This is a genomic window from Paraburkholderia tropica (assembly GCF_014171495.1).
Taxonomy (GTDB): Bacteria; Pseudomonadota; Gammaproteobacteria; order Burkholderiales; family Burkholderiaceae; genus Paraburkholderia; species Paraburkholderia tropica.
In genome coordinates this window covers 708148-734257 of record NZ_CP049136.1, presented here as the reverse complement: position 1 = coordinate 734257, position 26110 = coordinate 708148, and the positions used below count along the sequence as shown (strand labels likewise).

Here is a 26110-nt window from a genome sequence, read left to right as displayed (position 1 = left end):
GAGAGAGCAAATGGAAAAATCGATGCAAACGAACCTGCTGATCGGCGGTGAATTCGTGCCGGGCCACGGCAGCAAGGAAAACATCTTCAATCCGTCGACGGGCGAAGTGATCGCGCTCGTGGCCGAGGCGTCGCTCGAACAGGTGCAGGCGGCCACCGCCGCCGCGAGCCGCGCGTGGCCCGCGTGGGCGCGCAGCACGCCGAAGGATCGCGCCACGCTGCTGCTCAAGCTCGCCGACGCCATCGAGTCGCGCGCCACCGAATTCGCGCGGCTCGAATCGCTCAATTGCGGCAAGCCGTATCTCGGCGCGCTCAACGACGAAATCCCCGCGGTCGCCGACGTGTTCCGCTTCTTCGCGGGCGCGTGCCGCACGCAGCACGGCCCAGTCGCGGGCGAATATCTGGCGGGCCACACGAGCATGATCCGCCGCGATTCGCTGGGCGTGATCGCCTCGATCGCACCGTGGAACTATCCGCTGATGATGGCCGCGTGGAAGCTCGCGCCCGCCGTCGCGGCGGGCAACACGGTCGTGCTCAAGCCGTCCGAGCAGACGCCGCTCACCACGCTCAAGCTCGCCGAACTGATCGCGGCGATTTTTCCGGCAGGCGTCATCAACGTGGTGACGGGACGCGGCGACACCGTGGGCGCGCCGCTCATCACGCAGCCGCAAGTGCGCATGATTTCGATCACCGGCGATGTCTCGACGGGCCAGCGCATTCTCGAAGCGGCGTCGCGCACGGTGAAGCGCACGCACCTGGAACTGGGCGGCAAAGCGCCCGTGATCGTGTTCGACGACGCCGATCTCGACGAAGTGGTGGCCGGCCTGCGCACCTTCGGTTACTACAACGCGGGACAGGACTGCACGGCCGCGTGCCGCGTCTACGCGGAAGACAAAATCTACGATCGCCTCGTTGCCGATCTGTCGAGCGCCGTGAGTTCGATCCGCTACGGCGAGCAGCATCTCGAAGGCGTGGAGATGGGACCGCTGATCTCCGAGCGCCAGCGCGGACGCGTGGCGAGTTTCGTCGAGCGCGCGGCGAGCCAGAAGCACATCGAGATCACGACGGGCGGCAAGCTCGCCGACGGCCGCGGCTTCTTCTACGAGCCGACCGTGGTGGCGGGCGCGCGTCAGGACGACGAGATCGTGCGCCGCGAAGTGTTCGGGCCGGTGGTGTCGGTCACGCGTTTCAACGGCGCGGAGCAGGCGATCGACTGGGCCAACGATTCGGACTTCGGCCTCGCGAGTTCGGTCTGGACCCGCGACGTCAACAAGGCCTTCAAGGTGGCCGCCGAACTGCAATACGGCTGCACGTGGATCAACACGCACTTCACGCTCGTGAGCGAAATGCCGCACGGCGGCATGAAGCGGTCGGGCTACGGCAAGGACATGTCGGTGTTCGCGCTGGAAGAGTACACGTGCGCGCGCCACATCATGGCGAAGTTCCCCTGAAGCAAACGGCCCGCTGCGGCGGGCCGCTTTTTGCCGCTCTCGCTGAACGATCGCGCTTTAAACAAGCAGTCCGCAGCACCCGGCGACGCGCAAGTCGTCGCCGCGCAATAAGAATAAGCACAACCAACTAAAACACGCACGACAACACACCGGCAACGCAGGCAAACCGGCGCGCGCGCCAGGCGCACGCGGGCCGACCCGACCAGGAGATCAGGATGGAACCCACCCCGAAGACGGATGCGGCGGATCACGACGCCAGCATTCTCGGCAGCATGGGCTACACGCAGGAACTCATGCTCCGTTGCTTCGACAACAAACCCGCCTTCATCCCAGCAATGCTTACAAAGCGGATGGTGCGCGAGTTGTCGCGCCATGATACGACGCCACTTCCGTTCGCGTGTTCGGGGCGTCGGCGTCGGCGTGGGTTTCATGGGGCTTCCGGGTATATGCGGACCTATACGAATATGTATGGACTGCTATCTATTTATTTCGGAATTCTGTCTGTTCGATTGGCGGGCTTTCTAGGCGATGAACGGGGTCGCCTATGCTTGGGTGCTCCGCGACCCTTCCGAGGCCCGCCATGAACGAAAAAAGCCCCGTTCCGGGGCTTTTCGGTCTTGCGAACACACTACTTCGAACCTGACGAAAGGCTAGAGGATTTGTTCCTGACCGTCAAGGCGACGTGTCGGGCGGTGTTGCGCCGATCAACGCGGCGCGCCCGAGCCGCGCGATTTCGGTCAGGGTGTCGGCGGGCGTGAACGGCGCGGGGTCGCTGTCGGCAAGCGTGACGATCAACGCGAGTACATCGGCCATGCGGTCAACGTCAGCTTCAAGGCGGCGCACCTTCACATGTGACTGTAGGTGCAAGCGTTGCATATCGCGGGGGGCATGTGCTGCGCATAAAGTGCATCGGAGTTGACCATGATACGGCGAACTCGAAACTTGACAGCCGTTGACGCTTTGGAGTGGTTTGCGTGAACGCACAGTGCTATAAGGAACGCTCCAAAGGTTTCCTGATGAACTCTATGAGCGCGCAAGAATTAACCGTCTATACGCCGAGTAACGGGGAATGGCGGCAACAATCTGGTGATATCTGGTGGTCGAACCGAGAAGGCGGAAATTCTCCCGACATAACACGCGGCCCCGAAACATTCACGACCGATGAAAAGTTCGAAGTCACTGAAATTCCTGGTGCCATGTCAAAGATGGGTTGGCACAAGTCGGCTGCGTTGCTGAGAAAGTGGTTTGCCTATGCGCCAAAGAATCAGGCGATGAACAGCTTTCAGAAGCCACATGGAATCAATCGAGACGGGAAAACAGGCGTATACCCGGCTGATCGCTTCGACAAGGAAACCATAAAACTTGATTGGGTGCTTTCATATCCGCGCACGCAATCAGGGTTTAAAAACTTGCAGAATTCTAACTACTTAAGCACCAACACACGGGAATCTCTCGTCAGCGGTGTCTATCCATACCGTCATCGACAGCGAATCAATACGCTAGATCTAGTCGGGGGAAATATTCACGCGCTACACAATAATTTCCAATTTCAATATGTAAAAGTAGATACGTCTGCGCTCGATAAGGCGGCACAATTCTTCGGCGCAATGCTTCGCCACGGTAAGCCGGATGATCTTGCCGGGGCGCTGGGCGGCTTCGCTATGTATGCGGCAATTGCCGAAGCGACATTTACACCATTATTCATTGGCGGAATCGAAGTTTCGATAACCAAGGTAGCTATATACGTCAAGAATCCTTATTCGTTTTTTGACGATCCGGGCGAAGGTGGACCGCAATATCTCGGACACTGGAACAAGGATGGAATCTGTCTTGTACCGGAAGGGTTCGTTGCACAAAAAGCGAACTGGGGGAGTTGGAGTAATTACATCATCAGGCCAGAAGGCCCACACGGTCGCACATTCTGGCCCGTGCATAACAGCGACTTCCGGCGTTGGCAGGACGCGCATAACGCGGGCGGCGATATGGTGCTGTTCTCTGATTGCCGGGTTGTGAAGATTGATCCAATCAGATTCAGGGTGATGAAATGAGCGTGCCAAAGCGCGTTCGTCGCATCGTCGTTGTCGGCGTCTCAATAGTCGTCGCGTTTATTGTCGTGCAATACATATTCGATGCACGGGAGCGCGCGAAAGCAAACGACTGTTATTCGGTTACTTCGCCTAGCGGCCGATATCGCGCCGAAGCGTGTGAAACAGGGGCCAATGGAAACGTTGTTTCCTTTGTCGGACGATTGTATGAGTTACACAGCGGCGCGCTTCTAGCCAGAACCGATTTCGATTCGATGGACGGTAGTTTGCCCGTATTCATGCCCGACGAAAGCGCCGTCATGTTTCGCCGGGGGGGCGATGACGCATCGGGCACAGTCGCCATTCCGCCGAACTGGCGCGACAAGTTACGCGCAAAGCTTCCCTGAACCGCGGTTATGCCTCCAACACTATCGCGCCTCAAACGCCGTGCGGCACGAAGGTTTCTTCGAGACGCCGAAGCGCGCGAGGTTCAAAGCCGTCGCATTGACCGTCGATCCATTCCGATGCACGCGCAAGGGTTGACTTCGACACGCCGGTTCGTTTGGCGATTGCGCGCAACGAATACCCGTCGCGATAGCCCTTTGGAACGTAGCGACGCCAAACCAGCGATTCGAGCGCATTGAGGTTGCCGACTGGCGAGCCGCCCGCGAGCGCATCGACAAGTCCGGTCACGCCGACGCGCTTGACCGCTTCGAGCGGGGCGAACCGTGCGATGACCACGGCGCGTTCAACGCCGAACAGGCGCGAGCGGGCCGCGTCGATGACCATCGAACATTGGCCGTGAATCTCGATTCGAGTCATGCCTTCGAAGTTCACGGTTTCGGAAGGCGAGCCGATTGGCTCAAGAAGGTGAATGACTACGGCACGCCGGGCGCGGCCATCTGGGTGTGCTCTGCGCTCGCCATCGCGGTGACGCTCTACGGCGACGCCTTCGCCGTGCTCTCGACGGGCAGTGCGGTGTTCCTGTATGTCTCCTATGTGATGCCGATCGCGGCGGGCCTGAATGCCGAAGGTCGTACGTGGACGCGCAAAGGCCCGTTCAATCTGGGCAAGTGGTCGAAGCCGGTGGCGCTGCTGGCCGTGCTGGGCGGCTCCGTGCTGGTGTACGTGGGTTGCCAGCCGCCGAACGAGAAAGTGCTTTACGTCAGCCTCGGATTGATCGGCGTGATGACGCTGCTGTGGTTCGGTCTGGGTGTGCGCAACCGCTTTGCCGGACCGCCCGATGTGCGCAGCGCGAGCACGACGCCGGAAGTCGTCACGACTTTCTGAGGAGGTAATGCGGGGCGGCGGGCGGATCTGACTCGGGCCGCGCCGCGCTGCAAAAAAATTCGTTCTTCGCCTGCAAATAATTAGTCATCCAAATAGATGTTGATAACGACAAAGCCACCTCTCATGAAAAAACACACCATAGCGCGCGCGAGCGCCATTCTCGCTACGGTCTTGCTCGGCGCTACGGCGGCGCATGCGCAGAGCAGCGTGACGCTGTACGGCGCCATCGACGAAGGCGTGAACTTCACCTCCAATGCGGCGGGCCATCATGCCTTCGCGATGGTCAGCGGCGACAGCCAGGAGTCGATGTGGGGCCTCAAGGGCGTCGAGGATCTGGGCGGCGGACTGAGCGCGATCTTCACACTCGAAAACGGCTTCAATGCGTCCACCGGCGCGGCGAATCAGGGCGGCCGCCTGTTCGGTCGTCAGGCTTTCGTGGGCCTCGCCTCGCAACAGGCGGGCACGCTCACGCTTGGCCGCCAGTACGACGCCACCGTCGATCTGTGGAGCCCGTTCACGGCGGCGGGCAGCACGATCGGCGATCTCGCCGCGCACCCGTTCGACAACGACAACGCCGACTACGACACGCGCGTGAACAACGCGGTCAAGTATCTGTCGCCGGTTTTCGGCGGCGCGCAGGTCGAAGCGGTCTACGGCTTCAGCAATTCGACGGGCTTCGCCGACAACCGCAACTACAGCGCGGGCGTGACGTGGTCCGCCGGTTCGCTGAGCGCGGCGGCGGCCTATATGCGCACGAACCATGGCGGCACAACGGCGGCGGGCGCGCTGGGCAGCGATGCGGTGTTCACGGCGTCGTCGCAACAGAATGTCAACGCGGGCGTCAAGTGGACCTTCTCCGACGGCTCGAACGTGGGCTTCGCGTATTCGCACGTCGATGTCGATGATCCCACCGCGAACGCCTATGTGAGCGACATCGGCGGCAATGCCTGGAAGTCGTGGAAATTCGATAACTTCGAACTGAACGGCCAGTACTTCATTCAGCCCGATCTCTCGCTGGCGGGCGCGCTTACGTACACGCACGGCTCGTTCAAGGAGACGCAGGCGAGCACCAGCCCGTACTGGCTGCAATGCGCGCTCGCGCTCAGCTACAGCCTGAGCAAGCGCACCTCGGTGTACACGCAGGGCGCGTGGCAGCACACCAACGGCAGCACGGGAACGGATCTGGACGCGGCGCATATCGTCGGGTCCGCCGATCTTTCGTCGAGCGGCAACCAGATGGTCTGGCGCGTGGGCCTGCTGCACAAGTTCTGAAGCCGCGCAGGCGCGGGCGCGCTCGCCGGGGCCGCACTATACTGCTGGCCTTTGCACCGCTCGTCCGCGCCCATGCCGTCCGCCGCTTCGTCAGGCCGTTCACGCAACGCGCCGCTTTCGTCGCCCTCTTCAAACTTGCCCGCGCGGAGCACGAATCCCGCCGATTATCAGCGCGCGCCCGGTCCCGCTTCGGTGCTCGCGAAGGAATACGCGGACGGCTTCGAGGTCGGCGAGCATCGTCACGCACGCGCGCAACTGATCTATGCGACGCGCGGCGTGCTCGAAGTGACGGTCGCGCACACGCTCTGGCTCGTGCCGCCGCAACGCGCGCTCTGGATGCCCGCCGACACGCCGCACGCCATGCGCGCGCGCGGCGCGGTCTCGCTGCGCAGCCCGTATATCCGCGACGGACATTGCCCGCCGGGTTTTCCGTCGACGCCGCACGCCGTCAACGTCACGCCGTTGCTGCGCGAATTGATCGTGCGCGCGGCATCGATTCCCGTCGACGAGGAACCCACGGGCCGCGACGCGCTGGTCATCGCGCATCTGCTCGCCGAAATCGACTGGGTGCCCGGCCATCCGCTGCGTATGCCCGCGGGCGGCGACCGGCGACTCAAGCACATCTGCGGCGCGATTCTCCGCGCGCCCGGCGATCCGCGCACGCTCGACGCCTGGGCCGCTGAGGCGGGTGCATCCACGCGCACGCTCGCGCGGCTCTTTATCGCCGAAACCGGGCTGTCGTTCGTGCACTGGCGTCAGCTCGTGCGCGTGCAGCACGCGCTGCCGCTGCTCGCGAGCGGCATGCCGGTCGCGGACGTGAGCGCCGCGCTCGGTTACGACACGCCGGGCGCGTTCGCGGCCATGTTCCGCCGCGTGACGGGCGCGACGCCGAGCGCGTATTTCAATGCGGCGGATTGCAAGCTGTCCGATCCGGCGTAGCGGATGTCCGGCCGCGCGACGCAGCGCGTGCCGCGTCTGCGTATCGTCCTGAAACGCTCAACTCAGGAGGAATACGCGATGCAACGTGAAAACGTGGAGTTCGATTCGGAAGGCGCGCGCCTGCGCGGCTGGTTTTACTTGCCGTCGGCGCAAACGGGACCGCATCCGGCCATCGTGATGGCGCACGGCTTTTCGGCGGTCAAGGAGCAATATCTCGACCGTTACGCCGAGGTGTTCGCCGCGGCGGGATTCGCCGTGCTCGTCTACGATCATCGCAATTTCGGCGCAAGCGAAGGTCTGCCGCGCCAGGAAGTCGATCCGGTGTCGCAGAAGCGCGGCTATCGCGACGCGATCAGCTACGTGCAGACGCGCGCCGACGTGGACGCGTCGCGCATCGGCATCTGGGGATCGAGCTTCAGCGGCGGTCACGTGCTCGAAGTCGCCGCGATCGACCGTCGCGTGAAGTGCGTGGTCTCGCAGGTGCCGCAAATCAGCGGCTATCAGTCGGCGTTGCGGCGCACGCGCGCGGATCAGGTGTCCGCGCTGCTGGCCCGCTTCGAAGCGGACCGCGCCCAGCGTTTCGCGGGCGGCGCACCGGCGATGCTGCCCGCCACCAGCGCCGATCCCGCCGAACCTTGCGCGATGGCGGGCGCGGACAGCCACGCGTTCTTCGCGGCAACGGCGGCCTTCGCGCCGGCCTGGCGCAACGAAGTGACCTTGCGCAGCGCCGAACGCTCGCGCGAAAACGAACCGGGCGTGTACATCGCGCGCATCAGCCCGACGCCGCTGCTGATGATCGTCGCCGACGCCGACACGCTGACCGCCACCGACCTCTGCCTGCGCGCCTACGAAGACGCGCTCCAGCCCAAGCAGCTGGAGATGATCGCCGGCGGCCATTTCACGCCCTACGTCGAGCATTTCGACACCACCAGCCAACGCGCGGCGCAGTGGTTCGCGCGCCATCTGCGGCCCGTGGAATAAGGCCTGCGCCGCCATTCGAGGTATTCGTCTAAAGTTTGGCTCAGACTTGCCGATAGAGCGACTGTCGCGGCGCAAAGCACACACCTCCAACATCGATTGCGCCAGAACGGCAAGCTGGGCGGCGGCGCCGGCCATCACAACAACCCTTGGTCTTTAGGGGCGACAGCAAACGGAAGAGACACCTTTTTTCATTTTCGGGGATTGTCTCTCATGCAGCTTTCGCGATTCAACGTAGGGACGCGCCTCTCAGTCGCTTTCGGCGTCCTGCTGGTGCTGTTCGCCATCGTCGTCGGGGCGTCGCTCGTCGTCCTGCATTCGCTCAACACCGTGATCGCCTCGGGGCTCGACTCGGGCTCGGCCAAGATCGGCCTCGTCGGCCGCGCGCTCGGCAAGGCGCAGGGCGCGTCGCTCGCGATGCAACGCCTGATCGTCACGCACGACACCGCCGGCATGGAAGCGCAAAAGCGCAGCGTCGACGAAAAACTCGCGAGCTATCACGACGCCATCACGCAGGTCTCGGCCTTGCTCCAGCAAAGCGACGACACCGACGACCAGGAGCGCGAACTCCTCAATCAGATCAACCAGCTCGCGCAGGCCGCCGAACCGCTCGTGATGAACAACGCGGCGCTTGGCATGAAGGGCGACGCCACGGCCGCCGACATGCTCAACCAGCAGACGTCGCCCGCGCTGCAATCGTGGACCGATGCGATCGGCCGTTTCCGCGACTACGAAGTCGACAAGAACAAGCGCGCCGCCGCGTCGGCGCATTCGACCTATGACGCGGGGCGCGGCACTTTGCTGGCGCTCGCGCTTGCGGGTCTGGTGATCTCGATCGGGCTCTCGATTCTCATCCGGCGCAGCATTCTGAACCAGCTTGGCGGCGAGCCGGCTTACGCGCAGGAAATCGCTCGCAACATCGCGCAAGGCCGTCTCGATCAACGCGTCGAGGTGCAGGGCGACGACACGTCGAGCCTGATCTTTTCGCTGCGCGAGATGCGCGACCAGCTCGAAGGCACCGTGCGCGGCATTCGCGACGCGACCGAGAGCGTGAAGTCGGCGTCGATCGAAATCGCGGCGGGCAATACCGATCTTTCGGCGCGCACGGAGCAGCAGGCCGCGTCGCTCGAAGAGACCGCGTCGAGCATGACGCAGATTACGACGACCGTGCGCCAGAGCGCCGACAACGCGCGCCACGCGAGCGAGCTGACGAGCAACGCGACGCAGGTCGTGGACGGCGGCGCGTCGACCGTCGAGGAGATGGTCGCGACCATGTCGCAGATCAGCGAAAGCTCCAGCAAGATTTCGGAGATCACCACGATCATCGAAGGCATCGCGTTCCAGACCAACATTCTCGCGCTCAACGCGGCCGTGGAAGCGGCGCGCGCGGGCGAACAGGGCCGCGGCTTCGCGGTGGTGGCGAGCGAAGTGCGTTCGCTCGCGCAGCGCTCGGCGGCGGCGGCGAAGGAGATCAAGGAGTTGATCGGTGCGTCGGTGGCGACGATCGAAGGCGGCGCGCATCAGGCTTCGCAGGTCAGCGCGTCGATGTCGCAAATCAAGGACTCGATCCGCCAGGTGTCGGGCATCGTCGGCGAAATCGCGGCGGCCGCCGAGGAGCAGAGCACCGGCATCGAGGAAGTCAATCAGGCCGTCGTGCAGATGGACAACGTCACGCAGCAGAACGCGGCGCTCGTCGAGGAAGCGGCGGCGGCGGCGAAGTCGCTCGAGGATCAGGCGCAGCGTCTGCGCGAGGCGGTGTCGGTGTTCCACCTCGCGGGCGGTTCTGGCGCGATGTCGGCGGGCGTCGAGCCGCTGCGCCGTCCCGTGCTGGCGTCGAAGCCGGCGAGCCAGTCGAGCCAGGCCAGCATGAAGCGTGCGGGCAGCGCGGCCAGCGCGAAGCCCGCGCCGAAGCCGAAGCAGATCGAGGCCCGAGCAGAGCCGCGAACCGAGGCGCGAACCGAGCCGCGCGCGCCTGTGCGCGAAGCGGTTGTCGTCGCGAAGGACGACAGCAACGACTGGGAAACGTTCTGATGACGTGAAGCGGCGGAGCAGGGCGGGTATCATGCGTTCACCCGCTTGCCTGCTTTTCCGCCGCTTCTCATGAAAGTCGAAGACCTCGAACGCCTCGTCACCCTCGCCATGCCGTTCGGCAAATACAAAGGTCGGCTCATCGTCGACCTGCCGGGGCACTATCTGAACTGGTTCGCCCGCGAAGGCTTTCCGCCTGGCGAGATCGGCCGTCTGCTTGCGTTGATGCAGGAAATGGACCACAACGGTCTGCGCAGCCTGCTCGATCCGCTGCGCAAACGCGGCTGACGCTGCGTTCTTTACCGTCTTCCTGATGGCCTTTCACGGCTGCGCACAACCTCCGCGCGCAGCCGCCTCACTTCCTTCAGTCTTCGCTCAGTCTTCGCTCAGTAGCGATACCCGAGCGTGAGCATCACCGCGCGGTCGTCGCCGAGCGCCACGGCATTGCTCAAGCCGCCCGTGTAGTAATGCCGGTTGAAGATGTTGCTCAGACGCAGCGCCGCGTGCCAGCGCGGCGCGCTATAGCCCACGCCCACGTCGCTGACCACGAAGCCCGGAATCGTGTAGCCGTACGCGTACATACTGCTCTGGCCGCGCACGCCGCCGTTGATTTCCCAGCGATACAGCTCGCCCGGCAGCTTGTAGCGCGCGAACACGTTGAAGCTGTGACGCGGCACGTTGTTGATGCGCGTGCCGTCGGTCGAAGGCGTCTGGCCGCCGTCGTCGGCGATCACGGCCGAGGTGTACGCATAGCCGCCCGTCACGCTCAGGTGATTGGTCGGCGCGGTGTTGAAGCTGAATTCGAAGCCGCGCGAATGCTCCTCGCCCACGGCGATGCTGTAGCCGTCGTTGTTCGGATCGTCTTCGAGCACGTTGCGGCGGCGCAGATCGAACGCCGCGACCGTCACGCTAGTGCGGCCTTTTTCGATGTCGAACTTCACGCCCGCTTCCCACTGCTTGCCCGTTTCCGGATCGAACGCGCTGCCGTTCACGTCCGCGCCGCTGTTCGGATAGAACGAAGTCGCGTAGCTCACGTACGGACGCACGCCCGGCAGCAGTTCGTACATCAGCGCGACCGAGCCCGTGGTCGCGCTCGACGGATTGCCGCTACGCGTGTCCTTGAGTTCGTTCAGCACGTCGCTCGACGCGTTGTCGTAACGCACGCCCGCGAGCACGCGCCAGCGCTGGCCGAGCGCGATCTGGTCGCGCGCGTAGAAGCCGAGATCGCGGATCGTGGTGTACGTATGCGTCTTCGGCGTGGACGGGCAGGTGATCGTGCCCGTGTAAGCCGGGTCGTACATGTTGATGGAACCGACCGTGCAGGTGGTCGAGGCGGCGTCTTCGCGACCGCGCATGTAGTCGATGCCGAAGGTCACTTCGTGGCGGCCGAGCGCGGTATCGAAGGTCTTTTGCGCGTTGTTGTCGAGCGAGATCGTGTCGCCGGACCATTGCGAATCGGTGGCCGTGCGGCTCAGCGTATAGCCGTTCGAGGCGACCTTGCCGTTGGCCACCAGCTGGCCGCCGAGCGAGAACTGCTGCCAGCGGAAGTTCTGGTTGACGGTCCAGCCCGAATCGAAGTGATGGGCGAAGCTGTAGCCCACGCGCGCCTCGTGACCCGAGTACGGCTGCTGGTCGGGCTCGCCCGTGAAGGTGCTGCGCGAGAGGCTGCCGTTCTTGTTCGCGAGCACCGAGCCCGACCACGGCAGGCCTTGCTGGCGGATGTAATTGCGTTCCTGATAGCTGGTCAGGATCGTGAATTCCGTGCGTGGACCGAGATCGAGCGACAGCGACGGCGCGATGTAGCGATTGCGCGACCAGACGTAATCGGTGGCGTCGTTCGAATTCATCGCCAGCGCGTTGATGCGGAACGCGGCCTTGCCGTTCTCCGAGAGCGGCGTGCCCATGTCGACGCTGCCCTGGTAGTAGCCGTGGCTGCCGACGGTGGCGTCCACATCGGCGAAGGTGTAGTCCACCGGGCGCTTGCTGACTTCGTTGACCATGCCGCCGGGCAGCACGAGGCCCGAGAGCAGCGTGGCCGGACCCTTGAGCACTTCGATCTGCTGCAGGCCGAAGGTCTCTTCGGCGAAGCGGTTGTTGATGGCGGCGCGCAGGCCGTCGAGGTAGACCGAATCCGACGCGGTCTGGCCGCGAATGATGAAGTCGTCCCAGCCGCGCCGGCCATAGGTGCCCGAGATCACGCCGGGTACGTCGTGCAGCGCGTCGTTGAGCGTCTGGACCTGCTGCGCGTCCATCAGATCGCGCGTCACCACGCTGATCGACTGCGGCGTTTCCTTCAAGGGCACCGACGACTTCGTCACCTGCGCGGCGGCGGGCATGTCGAAGGCCGCGCGCGGCGCGCCGCTCGCGCTGATCTTGACCGTGGGCAATTCGCCGTTGCCGGCGGCGCTTGCGGGCGCATCCGCGCCAGCTTTCTGCGGGCTTTCTGATGCAGCGCTGGCGGCATCGGCGGAAGCGGCTTGCGCGAGCACGAGCGTTGGGGTGGCGGAGAAGGCGAGCAGCAGTGCAGCGTAGATCTGGCGGTGACGCATTGAAAAGAACCCCAAGCTAAATGCGAATCATTATTAATTGAGTTGCGCATCCTACTACGGGTAATTACCTACAATCAATGCGTGTTGTATCGGTGCAAATATTTACGGCAGGGTTGCATTCGGCTGACGAACCGGCTTCGCGGTGCTAACGAGAATGCACACAAAACGGTACCAAAAGGTTCCGTTTTACGCGGATCTCAGGCGCGATCGAGCGTCTTGATCGCCACGCCCGCCGCCGCCGCGCGCGTCTCGACATGCAGCTTGCGGAACAGATGTTCAAGATGCTTGTTCACCGTGCGCGCCGCCATGCCGAGGATGTCGCCGATATCGCGGTTGGTCTTGCCGCGCGAGACCCAGAGCAGCACTTCGGCTTCGCGCGCGGTCAGACCGAAGCGCTCGGCGAGCGCATTGCGATGCACGGTGTCGTCGGTTTCCTTGAGGATGACGATCCACTCGCCCGGTTCCGGTGCGGGCGTCGCGCTGGCCGAGCGCCGCACGTGGCCCGAGGTGAATTCGTGGACGGCGTCGCTTTGCGCGCCGCGCGCGAGCCAGTCGACGAACCAGGTGCGCAGCGACGGCGGCAGCTTCGGCTGCGCATCGTCGCCATCGTCGGCATCGCGGATGGTGGCTGTATCCGTGCGACCGGTGTCGTAGGCCGCGATCTGATGCGCGGCCTGCGGACTCTGCCAGCGGATCGTGCCGTCCGCGCCGACGATCAACGCCGCGCGCGCGTCGAGCGACAGCGCCGCCTGCGCGTAAAGCTGCGCGCGCGAACGCTGCACATGCGCGCCGATGCGCGCGCACAACTCCTCGGGCCGCACCGGCTTGGTCACGTAATCGATGCCGCCCACGCGAAAACCGCGCACCACGTGCTCGGTCTCGGTCAACGCCGTCATGAAGATCACGGGCAGATGCTCGTGCCGCGCGTCCTGCTTCATGCGGCGACAGGTTTCGAAGCCGTCCATGCCAGGCATCATCGCGTCGAGCAACACCACGTCGGGCGTCACGCGCGCGAGACGCTTGAGGGCGTCCTCGCCCGAGAGCGCGACCAGCACCGCATAGCCGTGCGCCTGCAGCGTATCGGAGAGAAACGCGAGGTTGTCCGGCGTATCGTCGACGATCAGCACCACCGGGCGGTCGCGCAGCCAGACGGCCGCGTCGTCCGTGCGTGGCGTTGGCGCCAGCGCGGCGTGCGCGTCAAGTGGCGCCGCGCGCAAGTCGGTCGAGTTCATGCTCGAGTTCCCTTAACTGAAAACGTTCGGCCAATGCGCGCAGCACGTCGATCTGATCCTGCAACGCGGGCCAGGTCGCGTGCGCGGCATTGAGCTGTTCGACCACGCCCTGCACATAGCCGACTTCAAGATGCGCATGCAGATGGTCGATGAGTTCGGGCGGCCACGCGGCAGGCGCGGGCGGCGCGTCCGAAGTCGACAATGCGGGCTTCGCGTGGTCGGCCGCAGTCGCGTCCGGCAGCGCGGGCGCGCTCGTCTCGGACGCGATCCACTCGAACGCGAGCAATTGCGCGAGCTTGTCGAGCAGCAGATTCACCTGCAAGGGCTTCACCAGATAACCCGCGCAACCGGTCGCGCTCGCGCGCTCGCGGTCGTCGGCGAACGCGTTGGCCGAGAGCAGCACGATGGGCGCGTTCGATAGCTGGTTCTCCGAGATCAGCCGGCTGGTTTCGTAGCCGTCCATCAGCGGCATCGAAATATCCATGATGATCGCGTCCACCGTATGCGTGGCGAGCCAGCGCAGCGCGTCGGTGCCGCTGGCCGCTTCGGCGACGTCGAAGCCGAGCGGCGTGAGCAACTGCACGACGATGCCGCGCTGATCGTCGAGATCGTCGACCACGAGAATCGCGCGGCGCGCGCCCGTGTAGCCGCGTATCGACGCGAGTTCGGTATGCGTGGCAGCGGCGCTGTCGACGGCGGGCGCGAACAGGCGCACCACGAAGCGCGTGCCGCGCCCGACTTCGCTGTCCACTTCGAGACTGCCGCCGAGCGCCTGCGTGAGCAAGCGGCAGATCGTGAGGCCGAGGCCCGCGCCGTGATCGTGCGCGTGCGCCGCCACGCCGCGCTCGAACGGTAAAAACAGGCGCTCCATTTCGGCGGGCGGAATGCCGGGGCCGGTATCGGCGACTTCGAATTTGAGCGTGTCGAGCACGTGGCTCACGCGCAGCGTGACCGTGCCGCTCGACGTAAAGCGAATCGCGTTGCCGATCAGATTGGTGAGGATCTGGCCGACGCATTTCTGGTCGGTGCGCACGGTGGCGGGCAGGCGTCCGACTGTCTGCACGTCGAAGGCGAGCGCTTTTTCGAGCGCCTGCGGACGCAGCATCGACGTCACGTGCGCGACGAAATCCGCGAGCGGCACCTTGGCGATATTCAGTTGCAGCTTGCCCGCCTCGATGCGCGCGACGTCGAGCAAACCGTCGACGAGCGCAAGCAGATGCTCGCCGCTGCGATGGATCGTACGCACCGCGTTGTAGCGCGTGGGCGTGAGTTCGTCTTTCGCCTGCAGCAGCAATTGCGCGTAACCGAGAATGCTGTTGAGCGGCGTGCGTAATTCGTGGCTCAGGCCGGACACGTAGCGGCTTTTCGCCTGGTTCGCCGATTCGGCCGCGGCGGTCGCGCGCTTGAGCGCCGCGTCGGTTTTCTGGTGCGCGTCGATTTCGAGCATCAGCAATTCGTTTTGCCGCTGCGATTCTTCCTGCGTGACGCGCCGGCTTTCGCGCTCCAGCACGAACCACCACGCGGCGATGCAGCCGACCAGCGAGAGCGCGAGAAAGATCTTCAGAAAGCTGCTCGCAATCGCGTGGCCGATGGCAGGGCCGACGATCGAATCGGCTGCGGCCACTGAAGTCGCGCTCTGCGACCAGATCAGATAGAGCACGCTGCCGAGCACGGCGAGCATCGCGAATACGAGGCTCGCGTAGTGAATCAGACGCAGCGCGGCGGGACCGAGCCGCGCGCCGGGCAGCACGCGATGCAGCGCGCGGTCGGCCTGCGAGGCGAAGCGCGCGTGCGGTTTGCAGCGGTCGTGGCAGCGCGAATCGAGCGAGCAGCACAGCGAGCAGATCGTGCCGCCGTAGGCGGGGCAGTACGCCGTGTCGTCGGGCTCGAAGCTGTTTTCGCAGATCGCGCAGCGCAGCGAGGTGGCGTCGCCGGTCGGTTGCGCCGCGCGCGCGATGTAGTAGCGTCCGCGCGTGATCACCGCGAGCACGGGCGCGCAGGCGAACGCCACGCCGAACGCGATAAACGACGACATCGCCTTGGCGAGCACGCCGAACAGGCCGCTGTGCGCGAGCATCGCGACGGCGGCCGCGATCAGCATCGCGCCCACGCCCACGGGATTCACATCGTAGAGATGCGCGCGCTTGAACTCGATATGACGCGGGCTATAACCGAGCGGCTTGTTGATGACGAGATCGGCGAACAGTGCGCCGACCCACGCAATCGCGATGTTCGCGTAGAGCGAGAGCACCTTGCCGATCGCGTCGAACACACCCATTTCCACGAGCAGCAACGCGATCATCACGTTGAACACAAGCCACACCACGCGGCCCGGATGACTGTGCGTGAGCCGCGCGAAAAAATTCGACCACGCGAGCGAGCCCGCATACGCATTGGTCACGTTGATCTTCAACTGCGAGACGATCACGAATAGCGTCATCGCGGGCAGCGCCCAGCTCGCGAGCCCGAACGGATCGAGCAGCAGGTGATAGGCAACGAGATACATCTGCGTGGGCTGCGCCGCGTGGCTCGCATCGACTTCGTACTGCAGCGCGACGAAGGCGAGAAACGCGCCGCCGAGCATCTTGAGCGCGCCCGGCACGATCCAGCCCGGTCCCGCCGAGAGCAGTGCGAGCCACCAGCGCGTGCGGTTTTTCGCGGTCAGCGGCGGCAGAAAGCGCAGATAGTCCACTTGCTCGCCGACCTGCACGATCAGCGCGAATACGACCGTCGACGCCTGACCGAACGCGATCAGGCTGAACGCGCGGCCCTGCGGCGCGAAGCCCGCGAAGGTGGTCCACTGCGCGAGCAGATCGGGGTGATGCCAGAGCACGGCGGCGTAGGGTAGCACGAACAGCACGAGCCAGAGCGGCTGCGTCCAGCTTTGCAGGCGGTTGATCAGCGTGATGCCGAACATGACGATCGGGATCACCACGAGCGAACTCACCACGTAGGCAATCGCCAGCGATATGTGGAAATAAAGCTGGAGCGCGAGCGACATGATGGCCGCTTCGAGCGCGAAAAAAATAAACGTGAACACCGCGTAAAGCAGCGAGGTGACCGTCGAGCCGATATAGCCGAAGCCCGCGCCGCGCGTGAGCAGGTCCATGTCCACGCCGTAGCGCGCGGCGTAATAGCTGATGGGCAGGCTCGTCAGCCAGATCAGCACGGAGACCGCGGCGATGGCCCAGAACGCGTTGGTGAAGCCGTAGTTGACCACGAGACTGCCGCCGATCGCCTCCAGCACCAGAAACGACACCGCGCCGATTGCGGTGTTGGCCACGCGCAGCTCCGACCAGCGCCGGAACGAACGCGGCGTGAAGCGCAGTGCGTAGTCCTCGAGGGTTTCGTCGCCGACCCAGGCGTTGTAGTCGCGGCGCACCTTGACGATGCGTTGCGTGCTGGGCGCGCCCAGTGACGGGTGACTCTGGGACATGACGATGTTCCGGATTGGTGCGAAAGCGGCGGAAACCGCGGCGGCGCGCGGGATCGCAGTGCGATGCAAATTACATTCCAGTGCGCGCGCCGGGAATACGTCAATCGACGTATTCCGGTCGTCAATTTGGCTTTCTACATTGCGTCCAACCCTCGACCCAGCCCGCAGCGTTCAGCGCCGGGCACCCGATAAGGAGAACGTGATGTCCGCAGACGATCGATTCGATGACGATGCCCCGATGCCCTCGCCGCTGCGCCGGAAAATGCTCGGTGGCCTGGCCGCCGCGCCGCTGATGGCGATGGGCTTCTCGCGCGGCGCGTTTGCGCAAACGCCGCCCACCGCGAAGGTCAACACCACGGGCCTCGCGGTCACGGACACCACGGTGACGGTCGGCCAGCTGCACTCGGCCACGGGCACGATGGCGATTTCGGAAACCGGCTCGATCCAGGCCGAACGTCTCGCCATCGAGCAGATCAACGCGATGGGCGGCGTGCTGGGCCGCAAGGTACAGATCATTCAGGAAGACGGCGCGTCCGACTGGCCGACCTTCGCCGAAAAGTCGAAGAAGCTGCTGGAGAACGATCACGTCGCGGCCGTGTTCGGCTGCTGGACCTCGGCCTCGCGCAAGGCGGTGCTGCCGGTGTTCGAGAAGGACAACGGCCTGCTCTATTACCCGACCTTCTACGAAGGCCTCGAACAGTCGAAGAACGTGTTTTACACGGGCCAGGAAGCGACCCAGCAGATTCTCTGGGCGCTCGACTGGGCCTCGAACACCAAGAAAGCGAAGACCTTCTTCCTGATCGGCTCCGACTACATCTGGCCGCGCACGTCGAACAAGATCGCGCGCCGCCATATCGAACAGCATCTGCACGCGAAGGTGGTGGGCGAGGAGTATTACCCGCTCGGCACGACCGAGTTCGCCTCGCTGATGAACAAGATCAAGCTCGCGCGCCCGGACTGCATCTTCGCGACCGTGGTGGGCGGCTCGAACGTGGCGTTCTACAAGCAGCTCAAGGCCGCGGGCATCACGCCGCAGAAGCAGTTCCTGCTGACGCTCTCGGTCACGGAAGACGAAGTGCTCGGCATCGGCGGCGAGAATTTCGCGGGCTTCTTCTCGTCGATGAAGTACTTCCAGTCGCTCGATAACGAGAACAACAAGAAGTTCGTGGCGGCGTTCAAGGCGCGCTATGGCCAGAAGTCGGTGATCGGCGACGTCACGCAGGCCGCCTATCTGGGCCCGTGGATCTGGAAGGCCGCGTGCGAGCGCGCGGGCAGTTTCGACGTCGACAAGGTGGTCGCGCATTCGGCCGGTATCGAAGTGGCGAACGCGCCGCAAGGCTACGCGAAGGTCGATCCGAACCATCACCTGTGGAGCCGTTCGCTGATCGGCGAAGGACAGGCGGACGGTCAGTTCAAGGTCGTGGCGCAGTCGGAGCAGCCGATCCAGCCGAATCCGTTCCCGAAGGGCTACATGTAATCCGTCAACCGCAGCGGCGCGGCGGCGCACGACGCCGCCGCGCGAGGAGCGTTCGATGTCCGCTACCGATATTTTCAACATCACGCTGATGCAGGGCTTCGCCGGTCTGAGCCTCTTCAGCGTCCTGCTCCTGATGGGGCTCGGGCTCGCCGTGATCTTCGGCCAGATGGGCGTCATCAATATGGCGCACGGCGAATTCATGACGATCGGCGCCTATACGGTCTACATGTTTTCGTGGTTCTCGCAGAACGTCTGGCACGCATTCACGCCCGTGTATTTCTTCTTCGCGATTCTCGCGGCGTTCGCGCTGGCGTTCGCGGCGGGCTGGCTCGCCGAATGGGCGCTGATCCGCCATCTCTACAAGCGCCCGCTCGACACGCTGCTCGCCACCTGGGGCCTGAGCCTCGGCATGCAGCAGGTGTTTCGCTCGACCTTCGGGCCGAAGGAAGTGAGCCCGGCGCTGCCCGACTGGCTGATGGGTTCGTGGGAGCCCACGCCCGGCCTCGACATTCCGGTGAGCGGCATGTTCGTGATGTTTCTCGCGTTGCTGATGACGGGCGGCCTGCTGCTCGCGCTCTATCGCTCGCGCTGGGGCCTGCGCGTGCGCGCCACGGTCGCGAACCGGCCGATGGCGAACGCGGCGGGCATCAACACGCGGCGCACCGACCGCATGACCTTCGCGATCGGCTGCGGCATCGCGGGCGTGGCGGGCGCGGCCTTCACGGCGATCGGCTCGACGGGACCGACGAGCGGCTCGCTCTATATCGTCGATTCGTTTCTGGTGGTCACGTTCGGCGGCGCGGCGAGTCTGCTCGGCACCGTGGCGTCGGCGTTCGGCATCGCGCAGATGCAGTCGATCAGCGAGTTCTTTCTCTCGGGCTCGATTGCGCGCGTGCTCACGCTGCTGACCGTCGTGGTGATTCTCATGCTGCGTCCGCAAGGTCTGTTCGCTTCGAAGGTGCGGCGCGTTTAAGCCGCGCAGAAGCCGCGTTAAAGCGTACGTCTTTGCACAAGCCTCATTCACACAGCTTCATTCGTATGGAGATGGACATGGAACCCATCCAACCCACGGCGGGCGGCGTATCCCCGCGATCCGGCCAGGGCGCGCCGCCGGCCGGCTGGCGCGCGCGCCTCGCGTGGCTCGACGCTTCGGGCTACGCGGGCATCGTGCTGCTCGCGCTGGTGATCGTGGTCGTGTTTCCGCTCGCGCTCGACACGTTCCGCCTGAACCTGATGGGCAAGTACCTGACCTACGCGTTCGTGGCGATCGGCCTCGTGATCGCGTGGGGCTACGGCGGCGTGCTCAGTCTCGGCCAGGGCGTGTTCTTCGGCCTCGGCGGCTACGCGATGGCGATGTTTCTCAAGCTCGAAGCGTCCGATCCGGCCGCCACGCGCACGCAGACCACGCCCGGCATTCCGGACTTCATGGACTGGAATCAGCTCACCGCGCTGCCCGCGTGGTGGAAGCCGTTTCACTACTTGCCGTTCTCGATACTCGCGGTGCTCGTGGTGCCCACGGCGCTCGCGTTCGTGATCGGCTACGCGATGTTCAAGCGGCGCGTGGGCGGCGTGTACTTCGCGATCATCACGCAGGCCGTCGCGCTGATTCTCTCGGTGCTGATCATCGGCCAGCAAGGTTATACGGGCGGCGTGAACGGCATCACCGACCTGCGCACGCTGCTCGGCTGGGACATTCGCACCGATCACGCGAAGCTGGTGCTGTACTTCGTGAACGCCGCGCTGCTGATCGGCGCGCTGCTCGCCTGCCGCTGGGTCCAGCGCAGCAAGCTCGGCACGCTGCTGCTCGCGATGCGCGACAAGGAAGACCGCGTGCGCTTCTCGGGCTACGACGTCGCCATGTTCAAGGTGTTCGCGTTCTGTCTCGCGGCGATGCTGGCGGCCATCGGCGGCGCGATGTTTACGCTGCAGGTGGGCTTCATGTCGCCGTCGTTCGTGGGCATCGTGCCGTCGATCGAAATGGTGATCTACGCGGCCATCGGCGGGCGCATGTCGCTGGTCGGCGCGGTGTACGGCGCGATTCTCGTCAACCTCGGCAAGAGCTGGTTCTCGGAGAGCTTTCCGAATCTCTGGCTCTATCTGATGGCGGCGATGTTCATCGGCGTGGTGATGGTGTTTCCGAACGGGCTCGCGGGCCTCTACGAAGAGCACGTGCGCCCGCGCGTGCGGCGGCTGCTCGGCGCGGCGAACAAGGAGGCATGAAGCATGAGCAATACCGACTTTCTGCTCGCGATCGAAGACCTGACCGTGTCGTTCGACGGCTTCAAGGCGATCGATTCGCTCAATCTCTATCTCGAACGCGGCGAGCTGCGCGTGGTGATCGGACCGAACGGAGCCGGCAAGACCACGCTGCTCGATCTGATTTGCGGCAAGACGAAGGAAACGGCCGGCAGCATCAAATTCCGCAACGAGGAGATCACGAATCTCGCGGAATTTCGCCGCGTGCGCAAAGGCATCGGCCGCAAGTTCCAGACGCCGTCGATCTACGAAAACCTGAGCGTGGCGCAGAACCTCGAAGTGTCGTTTCCGCGCGGACGCAGCGTGTTTGGCGCGCTCGCCTATCGCGAAGACGCCGAAGTGGCCGATCGCGTGCGTGACGTCGCCGACGAAATCGGTCTGGCCGCCGCGCTCGATATGGAAGCGGGATTGCTCTCGCACGGCCAGAAACAGTGGCTCGAAATCGGCATGCTGCTGATGCAGGATCCCGAACTATTGATGCTCGACGAACCGATCGCGGGCATGAGCGTGCGCGAGCGCGAACTGACGGCCGATCTGCTCGACCGCATCTGCCGCAATCGCTCGATGATCGTGATCGAGCACGACATGGCGTTCGTCGAGCGTATCGCGCACAAGGTCACGGTCATGCATCAGGGAAAGATTCTCGCGGAAGGGCCGATGGCGCAGGTGCAGGCCGATCCGCGCGTGATCGACGTTTATCTGGGCCACTGAGTTGGCCACTGAACGACAACACGGAGAACACATCATGCTGGAAGTCGACGATCTCGTCGTCAGCTACGGCCAGAGCGAAGTGCTGCACGGCATCGGCTTTTCCGTTTCGCAAGGCGAAAGCGTGGCCGTGATGGGCCGCAACGGCATGGGCAAGACCACGCTGTTCAAGGCGCTGATCGGCATGCTGCCCGCCAATCGCGGCACGGTGCGCGTGGGCGGCGCCGACGTCTCGAAGGACGAGAGTTACCGCCGCGTGTCGAAAGGCATCGCCTACGTGCCGCAAGGCCGGCAGATTTTCGCCTCGCTGAGCGTCGAGGAAAACATTCAGACGGGCCTCGAAAACGCGCAGAGCCAGCGCGTGCCCGACGAACTTTACGCGCTGTTTCCCGTGCTGTTCGACATGCGCAAGCGCAAGGGCGGCAATCTTTCGGGCGGCCAGCAGCAGCAACTCGCGATTGCGCGCGCGCTCGCGACCGACCCGAAAGTGCTGCTGCTCGATGAGCCGACCGAAGGCATCCAGCCTTCGGTCATCAAGGACATCGCCAAGGCGCTCAATCAGATTCGCACGAGCCGCAACATCGCCATCGTCGTGTCGGAGCAGGTGTTGAGCTTCGCGCTCGACGTGGCCGACCGGCTCTTCGTGATCGAAGGCGGGCGCTTCGTGCACCAAAGCACGCGCGATGCGGGCGACACCGACCGCATCCGCGAATACCTCTCCGTCTGAGCGCGGCGCGGCGTTCGCGCGCCGCGCCGTATGTCAATCCGCGAACCCAGGAGCGAACGCAATGCCCGACACTCTCATCAAGGTCGATCTGAACCAGTCGGCCTACGAAAACGAACAGGTGCACAACCGCTGGCACCCCGACATTCCGATGGCCTGCTGGGTGAAGCCCGGCGACGACTTCATCCTCGAAACCTACGACTGGACCGGCGGCTTCATCAAGAACGACGACAGCGCCGACGACGTGCGCGACATCGACCTGTCGATCGTGCACTTTCTCTCCGGCCCGGTGGGCGTGCACGGCGCGGAGCCGGGCGACCTGCTCGTGGTGGATCTGCTCGACATCGGCGCGAAAGCGGACAGCCAGTGGGGTTTCAACGGCTTCTTTTCGAAGACGAACGGCGGCGGCTTTCTGACCGATCATTTCCCGAGCGCGCAAAAGTCGATCTGGGATTTTCACGGTGTCTACACGAGTTCGCGCCATATTCCGGGCGTGAATTTCGCCGGCCTGATTCACCCGGGTCTGATCGGCTGCCTGCCCGATCCGAAACTGCTGGAAACGTGGAATGCGCGCGAAACCGGCCTGATCGCCACCGATCCGGAACGCGTGCCGCCGCTTGCGAATCCGCCGTTCGCGGCCACGGCGCACATGGGCAAGCTCGCGGGCGAAGCACGCGACAAAGCCGCCGCGCAGGGCGCACGTACGGTGCCGCCGCGCGAGCACGGCGGCAATTGCGACATCAAGGATCTGTCGCGCGGCTCGAAGGTGTTTTTCCCGGTCTACGTGGATGGCGCGGGCCTTTCGGTCGGCGATCTGCACTTCAGCCAGGGCGACGGCGAAATCACGTTCTGCGGCGCGATCGAAATGGCGGGCTGGGTGCATATGCGCGTGAACGTCATCAAGGGCGGCATGGCGAAATACGGCATTCGCAATCCCGTGTTCCAGCCGAGCCCGATCACGCCCAATTACAACGATTACCTCATTTTTGAAGGCATTTCCGTCGACGAGCAGGGCGGCCAGCATTATCTCGACGTGACCACCGCGTATCGCCAGGCGTGTCTGAACGCGATCGAATATCTGAAGAAGTTCGGCTATTCCGGCGCGCAGGCGTATTCGCTGCTCGGTTGTGCGCCGGTGCAGGGGCATATCAGCGGCGTGGTCGATATTCCGAATGCGTGCGCGACCTTGTGGCTGCCCACGCAGATCTTCGATTTCGACATTCGCCCGAACGCCGACGGCCCGATCCAGCACATTCAGGGCGGCGTGGATCTGCCGTGTTCGCCGGATCTCGTGAAGGCCTGATTCCGGATTCTCGCCGACGTCATTCAAAGGAAGCTGTCATGCCGATCTACGACTTCGAGTGCGCAAGCTGCGGGCCGTTCTCCGTCATGCGCCGCATTGCGGACCGCGAAAAACCGTGCCGTTGTCCCGACTGCGGCGCGGAAGGCGGACGCGTCATCAGTGCGCCTTCGCTGGCGCTGATGGCGAACACGCGCCGCGCGGCGCACGCGACCAACGAACGCGCCGCGCACGCGCCGCGTCAGTCCGGCGACGGTCCGCCGCTGCGTCATCGTGCGGGGTGCAGTTGCTGCTCGGGCGGCGCCGCGAAGCTCGCGGGCGCGGCGTCGGACGGTCTCAAACGGCCGGCGGGACGGCCCTGGATGATCAGCCACTAAGGTGTGCCGCGCGCGAACCGCTGCCCGCAAGCGGCGGCCTTCGCGCGTGGCATCAACGCATTCAAGGAGGAAGCATCATGCGACATGGTGATATTTCGAGCAGCCGCGATTGTGTGGGCGTTGCGGTGGTCAACTACAAGATGCCGCGTCTGCACACGAAGGCGGAGGTGCTCGACAACGCGCGCCGTATCGCCGATATGGTGGTCGGCATGAAGCAGGGTTTGCCGGGCATGGACCTCGTGGTGTTTCCCGAGTATTCCACGCACGGCATCATGTACGACCGCCAGGAGATGTTCGATACGGCGTCGACGATTCCCGGCGAAGAGACCGATATTTTCGCGGCGGCGTGCCGCAAGGCCAATGTGTGGGGTGTGTTCTCGATCACGGGCGAACGTCACGAGGAGCATCCGCGCAAGGTGCCGTACAACACGCTCGTGCTGATCGACAATCGCGGCGAGATCGTGCAGAAGTACCGCAAGATCATGCCGTGGACGCCGATCGAAGGCTGGTATCCGGGCGATCGCACGTATGTGTCGGACGGTCCGAAAGGCCTGAAAATCAGCCTGATTATTTGCGACGACGGCAATTATCCGGAGATCTGGCGCGACTGCGCGATGAACGGCGCGGAGTTGATCGTGCGCTGCCAGGGCTATATGTATCCGGCGAAAGAGCAGCAGGTGATGGTCGCGAAAGCGATGGCGTGGATGAACAACACCTATGTGGCGGTCGCGAACGCCACGGGCTGGGACGGCGTGTATTCGTACTTCGGCCACTCGGCGATCGTGGGCTTCGACGGGCGCACGCTCGGCGAATGCGGCGAAGAGGAAATGGGGGTGCAATACGCGGAACTGTCGCTCGGCATGATCCGCGACGCGCGCCGCAACATGCAGTCGCAGAACCATCTGTACAAGCTGCTGCATCGCGGCTATACCGGCACGATCCATTCCGGCGACGGCGCGAACGGCGTGGCGGATTGCCCGTTCGGTTTCTATCGCGATTGGGTGGCCGACCCCGAGGCCACGCGCCGACGCGTGGAAGCGCTCACGCGCAGCACGCCCGGCACGGCGGAGTGCCCGATCGACGGGATTCCACACGAAGACTGAGCGCTGTCGAGGCTTTGTCCACGACGCGCATTGTTCGGCAAATGCGGCCACTCCATTCGTCGCCAGGCCCTTTTTCGCGGCACTGGCACCCTCTACATTGTGGTTCGGCACCGACGCAAGCCGCAGCGCGGCGAGCGAACGGTTCAATCCACATTGGAGGTTTGTCATGGCCAGGCTCGAAGGAAAGGTCGCGCTCGTTACGGGCGCATCGAAGGGAATCGGCGCGGCGATCGCCCGCGCGCTCGCGAAAGAGGGCGCGTCGGTCGTGGTGACGTATGCGAGCAGCCAATCCGGCGCGCTGGCGGTCGTCGAGCGGATTCAGGCTGCGGGCGGCAAGGCGACGGCGGCAGGCGGCGACGTCTCGCAGCCCGCCGACGCCGCGAAGCTCGTGCAAACGGCCATCGACGCGTTCGGCCGCCTCGATATCGTCGTGAACAATTCGGGCGTGTATGCGTTCTCGCCGGTCGAGGACATCACCGCCGAGGAGTTCCATCGCCAGTTCGACACCAACGTGCTCGGGCCGCTGCTCGTCACCCAGGCGGCCGTGAAGCATCTGGGCGAAGGCGCAAGCATCATCAATATCAGTTCGGGCGTCACGCGCATCACGCCGCCCGCGAGCGCGATCTACACCGGCACCAAAGGCGCGCTCGACGCGATCACGAACGTATTGGCGCTGGAGCTTGCCCCGCGTAAGATCCGCGTGAACGCGATCAATCCCGGCTACGTCGAAACCGAAGGCACGCACAGCGCGGGCATCACCGGCTCGGACATGGCCGCGGACTTCATCGCGAAGACGCCGCTCGGCCGCGCGGGTCAGCCGCAGGATATCGCCGATGTGGCGGTGTTCCTCGCTTCCGACGAAGCGCGCTGGCTAACCGGCGAGCATCTGCTGGCGGCGGGCGGTATCCGTTAATCGTCGATTCCGGCAGTAAGACGCGCCGCCCGCGATCTCGCTGGCGGCGTTTCT

General features: G+C 64.3%; 22 protein-coding genes and 1 pseudogene. 18 read left to right on the top strand and 5 right to left on the bottom strand.

What is annotated here, in order from left to right; translation table 11 throughout:
- The first annotated feature begins 22 nt into the window (after positions 1 to 22).
- On the top strand, positions 23 to 1450 hold the full coding sequence (locus G5S35_RS26800; RefSeq protein WP_110327331.1) for a gamma-aminobutyraldehyde dehydrogenase: 1428 nt from the start codon (positions 23 to 25) through the stop codon (positions 1448 to 1450).
- A 672-nt stretch (positions 1451 to 2122) separates the two neighbouring features.
- Here G5S35_RS26800 and G5S35_RS26795 read toward each other — a convergent pair.
- Positions 2123 to 2263 carry a hypothetical protein gene (locus tag G5S35_RS26795; RefSeq protein WP_161495602.1) on the bottom strand — a complete coding sequence of 47 codons (141 nt, stop codon included), beginning with the start codon at positions 2261 to 2263 and terminating at the stop codon, positions 2123 to 2125.
- Between the two features lie 212 nt (positions 2264 to 2475).
- Here G5S35_RS26795 and G5S35_RS26790 point away from each other — a divergent pair, with 212 nt between their 5' ends.
- Together G5S35_RS26790 and G5S35_RS26785 are read left to right on the top strand one after the other, a co-directional pair.
- The gene (locus G5S35_RS26790) at positions 2476 to 3498 is read left to right on the top strand and encodes a DUF6402 family protein (RefSeq protein ID WP_237181754.1); all 1023 of its coding nucleotides are present in this window, start codon (positions 2476 to 2478) and stop codon (positions 3496 to 3498) included.
- Positions 3495 to 3881: a hypothetical protein gene (locus G5S35_RS26785; RefSeq protein WP_124263103.1), complete on the top strand. Its 387-nt coding sequence runs from the start codon at positions 3495 to 3497 to the stop codon at positions 3879 to 3881. Before G5S35_RS26790 ends, G5S35_RS26785 begins: the two co-directional genes overlap by 4 nt.
- A 31-nt stretch (positions 3882 to 3912) precedes the next feature.
- On the opposite strand, the gene G5S35_RS26780 is transcribed toward G5S35_RS26785, so the two are convergent.
- On the bottom strand, positions 3913 to 4263 hold the full coding sequence (locus tag G5S35_RS26780; RefSeq protein ID WP_074981893.1) for a helix-turn-helix domain-containing protein: 351 nt from the start codon (positions 4261 to 4263) through the stop codon (positions 3913 to 3915).
- Between the two features lie 66 nt (positions 4264 to 4329).
- Here G5S35_RS26780 and G5S35_RS26775 point away from each other — a divergent pair.
- The 6 genes and pseudogenes from G5S35_RS26775 to G5S35_RS26750 form a co-directional block, all read left to right on the top strand.
- Positions 4330 to 4764, top strand: a pseudogene (locus tag G5S35_RS26775) (amino acid permease); the annotation flags it as partial.
- Positions 4765 to 4887: 123 nt separating this feature from the next.
- A complete protein-coding gene (locus G5S35_RS26770) occupies positions 4888 to 6036 on the top strand; it encodes a porin (RefSeq protein ID WP_183039985.1) in 1149 nt (382 codons plus the stop codon).
- A gap of 135 nt (positions 6037 to 6171) precedes the next feature.
- Positions 6172 to 6975 carry an AraC family transcriptional regulator gene (locus G5S35_RS26765; protein WP_237181732.1) on the top strand — a complete coding sequence of 268 codons (804 nt, stop codon included), beginning with the start codon at positions 6172 to 6174 and terminating at the stop codon, positions 6973 to 6975.
- Between the two features lie 78 nt (positions 6976 to 7053).
- On the top strand, positions 7054 to 7956 hold the full coding sequence (locus G5S35_RS26760; RefSeq protein WP_183039983.1) for an alpha/beta hydrolase: 903 nt from the start codon (positions 7054 to 7056) through the stop codon (positions 7954 to 7956).
- A gap of 210 nt (positions 7957 to 8166) precedes the next feature.
- Positions 8167 to 9984, top strand: coding sequence for a methyl-accepting chemotaxis protein (locus tag G5S35_RS40045; RefSeq protein ID WP_176080885.1), 1818 nt, complete (start codon positions 8167 to 8169; stop codon positions 9982 to 9984).
- 69 nt (positions 9985 to 10053) lie between these two features.
- Complete coding sequence (locus G5S35_RS26750) at positions 10054 to 10269, top strand: DUF3820 family protein (RefSeq protein ID WP_183039982.1); 216 nt, start codon at positions 10054 to 10056, stop codon at positions 10267 to 10269.
- Positions 10270 to 10367: 98 nt separating this feature from the next.
- Here the strand turns inward: G5S35_RS26750 and G5S35_RS26745 are convergent, their stop codons facing one another.
- The 3 genes from G5S35_RS26745 to G5S35_RS26735 form a co-directional block, all read right to left on the bottom strand.
- Entirely contained in the window at positions 10368 to 12530 is a 2163-nt protein-coding gene (locus G5S35_RS26745) for a TonB-dependent siderophore receptor (protein ID WP_074981901.1), read from the bottom strand.
- 197 nt (positions 12531 to 12727) lie between these two features.
- Positions 12728 to 13660: a response regulator transcription factor gene (locus G5S35_RS26740; RefSeq protein WP_237181752.1), complete on the bottom strand. Its 933-nt coding sequence runs from the start codon at positions 13658 to 13660 to the stop codon at positions 12728 to 12730.
- A 67-nt stretch (positions 13661 to 13727) separates the two neighbouring features.
- On the bottom strand, positions 13728 to 17198 hold the full coding sequence (locus G5S35_RS26735) for a hybrid sensor histidine kinase/response regulator (protein WP_183039980.1): 3471 nt from the start codon (positions 17196 to 17198) through the stop codon (positions 13728 to 13730).
- A 202-nt stretch (positions 17199 to 17400) separates the two neighbouring features.
- On the opposite strand from G5S35_RS26735, the gene urtA reads away from it, so the two are divergent.
- From urtA to G5S35_RS26690, 9 genes are all read left to right on the top strand, one after another.
- A complete protein-coding gene (urtA, locus tag G5S35_RS26730; protein ID WP_065060960.1) occupies positions 17401 to 18675 on the top strand; it encodes an urea ABC transporter substrate-binding protein in 1275 nt (424 codons plus the stop codon).
- A 55-nt stretch (positions 18676 to 18730) separates the two neighbouring features.
- Positions 18731 to 19648 (top strand): urea ABC transporter permease subunit UrtB, encoded by a 918-nt coding sequence (gene urtB / locus G5S35_RS26725; RefSeq protein WP_065060959.1) that lies wholly within the window; start codon positions 18731 to 18733, stop codon positions 19646 to 19648.
- Positions 19649 to 19725: 77 nt separating this feature from the next.
- Positions 19726 to 20895, top strand: a complete 1170-nt coding sequence (gene urtC, locus G5S35_RS26720) for an urea ABC transporter permease subunit UrtC (protein ID WP_065061041.1) — start codon at positions 19726 to 19728, stop codon at positions 20893 to 20895.
- A 3-nt stretch (positions 20896 to 20898) separates the two neighbouring features.
- On the top strand, positions 20899 to 21642 hold the full coding sequence (gene urtD / locus G5S35_RS26715; RefSeq protein ID WP_065060958.1) for an urea ABC transporter ATP-binding protein UrtD: 744 nt from the start codon (positions 20899 to 20901) through the stop codon (positions 21640 to 21642).
- A gap of 34 nt (positions 21643 to 21676) precedes the next feature.
- A complete protein-coding gene (gene urtE, locus G5S35_RS26710) occupies positions 21677 to 22366 on the top strand; it encodes an urea ABC transporter ATP-binding subunit UrtE (protein ID WP_065060957.1) in 690 nt (229 codons plus the stop codon).
- 61 nt (positions 22367 to 22427) lie between these two features.
- Positions 22428 to 23666, top strand: coding sequence for a formamidase (gene fmdA, locus G5S35_RS26705; RefSeq protein WP_065060956.1), 1239 nt, complete (start codon positions 22428 to 22430; stop codon positions 23664 to 23666).
- A 38-nt stretch (positions 23667 to 23704) separates the two neighbouring features.
- Positions 23705 to 24040 carry an FmdB family zinc ribbon protein gene (locus G5S35_RS26700; protein ID WP_065060955.1) on the top strand — a complete coding sequence of 112 codons (336 nt, stop codon included), beginning with the start codon at positions 23705 to 23707 and terminating at the stop codon, positions 24038 to 24040.
- A gap of 77 nt (positions 24041 to 24117) precedes the next feature.
- A complete protein-coding gene (locus tag G5S35_RS26695; RefSeq protein WP_065060954.1) occupies positions 24118 to 25143 on the top strand; it encodes an aliphatic amidase in 1026 nt (341 codons plus the stop codon).
- Between the two features lie 166 nt (positions 25144 to 25309).
- On the top strand, positions 25310 to 26056 hold the full coding sequence (locus G5S35_RS26690; RefSeq protein ID WP_183039979.1) for an SDR family NAD(P)-dependent oxidoreductase: 747 nt from the start codon (positions 25310 to 25312) through the stop codon (positions 26054 to 26056).
- Positions 26057 to 26110: the final 54 nt, after the last annotated feature.

Excerpts from the sequence above, each read along its gene's own strand:
- urtA (WP_065060960.1), top strand. The coding sequence starts at position 17,401 with ATGTCCGCAGACGATCGATTCGATGACGATGCCCCGATGCCCTCGCCG.
- G5S35_RS26695 (WP_065060954.1), top strand. The coding sequence starts at position 24,118 with ATGCGACATGGTGATATTTCGAGCAGCCGCGATTGTGTGGGCGTTGCG.
- G5S35_RS26700 (WP_065060955.1), top strand. The coding sequence starts at position 23,705 with ATGCCGATCTACGACTTCGAGTGCGCAAGCTGCGGGCCGTTCTCCGTC.
- urtE (WP_065060957.1), top strand. The coding sequence starts at position 21,677 with ATGCTGGAAGTCGACGATCTCGTCGTCAGCTACGGCCAGAGCGAAGTG.
- G5S35_RS26795 (WP_161495602.1), bottom strand. The coding sequence starts at position 2,263 with ATGGCCGATGTACTCGCGTTGATCGTCACGCTTGCCGACAGCGACCCC.
- G5S35_RS26745 (WP_074981901.1), bottom strand. The coding sequence starts at position 12,530 with ATGCGTCACCGCCAGATCTACGCTGCACTGCTGCTCGCCTTCTCCGCC.
- G5S35_RS26735 (WP_183039980.1), bottom strand. The coding sequence starts at position 17,198 with ATGTCCCAGAGTCACCCGTCACTGGGCGCGCCCAGCACGCAACGCATC.
- G5S35_RS26790 (WP_237181754.1), top strand. The coding sequence starts at position 2,476 with ATGAGCGCGCAAGAATTAACCGTCTATACGCCGAGTAACGGGGAATGG.
- fmdA (WP_065060956.1), top strand. The coding sequence starts at position 22,428 with ATGCCCGACACTCTCATCAAGGTCGATCTGAACCAGTCGGCCTACGAA.
- G5S35_RS26780 (WP_074981893.1), bottom strand. The coding sequence starts at position 4,263 with ATGGTCATCGACGCGGCCCGCTCGCGCCTGTTCGGCGTTGAACGCGCC.
- G5S35_RS26690 (WP_183039979.1), top strand. The coding sequence starts at position 25,310 with ATGGCCAGGCTCGAAGGAAAGGTCGCGCTCGTTACGGGCGCATCGAAG.
- G5S35_RS40045 (WP_176080885.1), top strand. The coding sequence starts at position 8,167 with ATGCAGCTTTCGCGATTCAACGTAGGGACGCGCCTCTCAGTCGCTTTC.
- urtD (WP_065060958.1), top strand. The coding sequence starts at position 20,899 with ATGAGCAATACCGACTTTCTGCTCGCGATCGAAGACCTGACCGTGTCG.
- G5S35_RS26760 (WP_183039983.1), top strand. The coding sequence starts at position 7,054 with ATGCAACGTGAAAACGTGGAGTTCGATTCGGAAGGCGCGCGCCTGCGC.
- G5S35_RS26800 (WP_110327331.1), top strand. The coding sequence starts at position 23 with ATGCAAACGAACCTGCTGATCGGCGGTGAATTCGTGCCGGGCCACGGC.
- urtC (WP_065061041.1), top strand. The coding sequence starts at position 19,726 with ATGGAACCCATCCAACCCACGGCGGGCGGCGTATCCCCGCGATCCGGC.
- G5S35_RS26785 (WP_124263103.1), top strand. The coding sequence starts at position 3,495 with ATGAGCGTGCCAAAGCGCGTTCGTCGCATCGTCGTTGTCGGCGTCTCA.
- urtB (WP_065060959.1), top strand. The coding sequence starts at position 18,731 with ATGTCCGCTACCGATATTTTCAACATCACGCTGATGCAGGGCTTCGCC.
- G5S35_RS26770 (WP_183039985.1), top strand. The coding sequence starts at position 4,888 with ATGAAAAAACACACCATAGCGCGCGCGAGCGCCATTCTCGCTACGGTC.
- G5S35_RS26750 (WP_183039982.1), top strand. The coding sequence starts at position 10,054 with ATGAAAGTCGAAGACCTCGAACGCCTCGTCACCCTCGCCATGCCGTTC.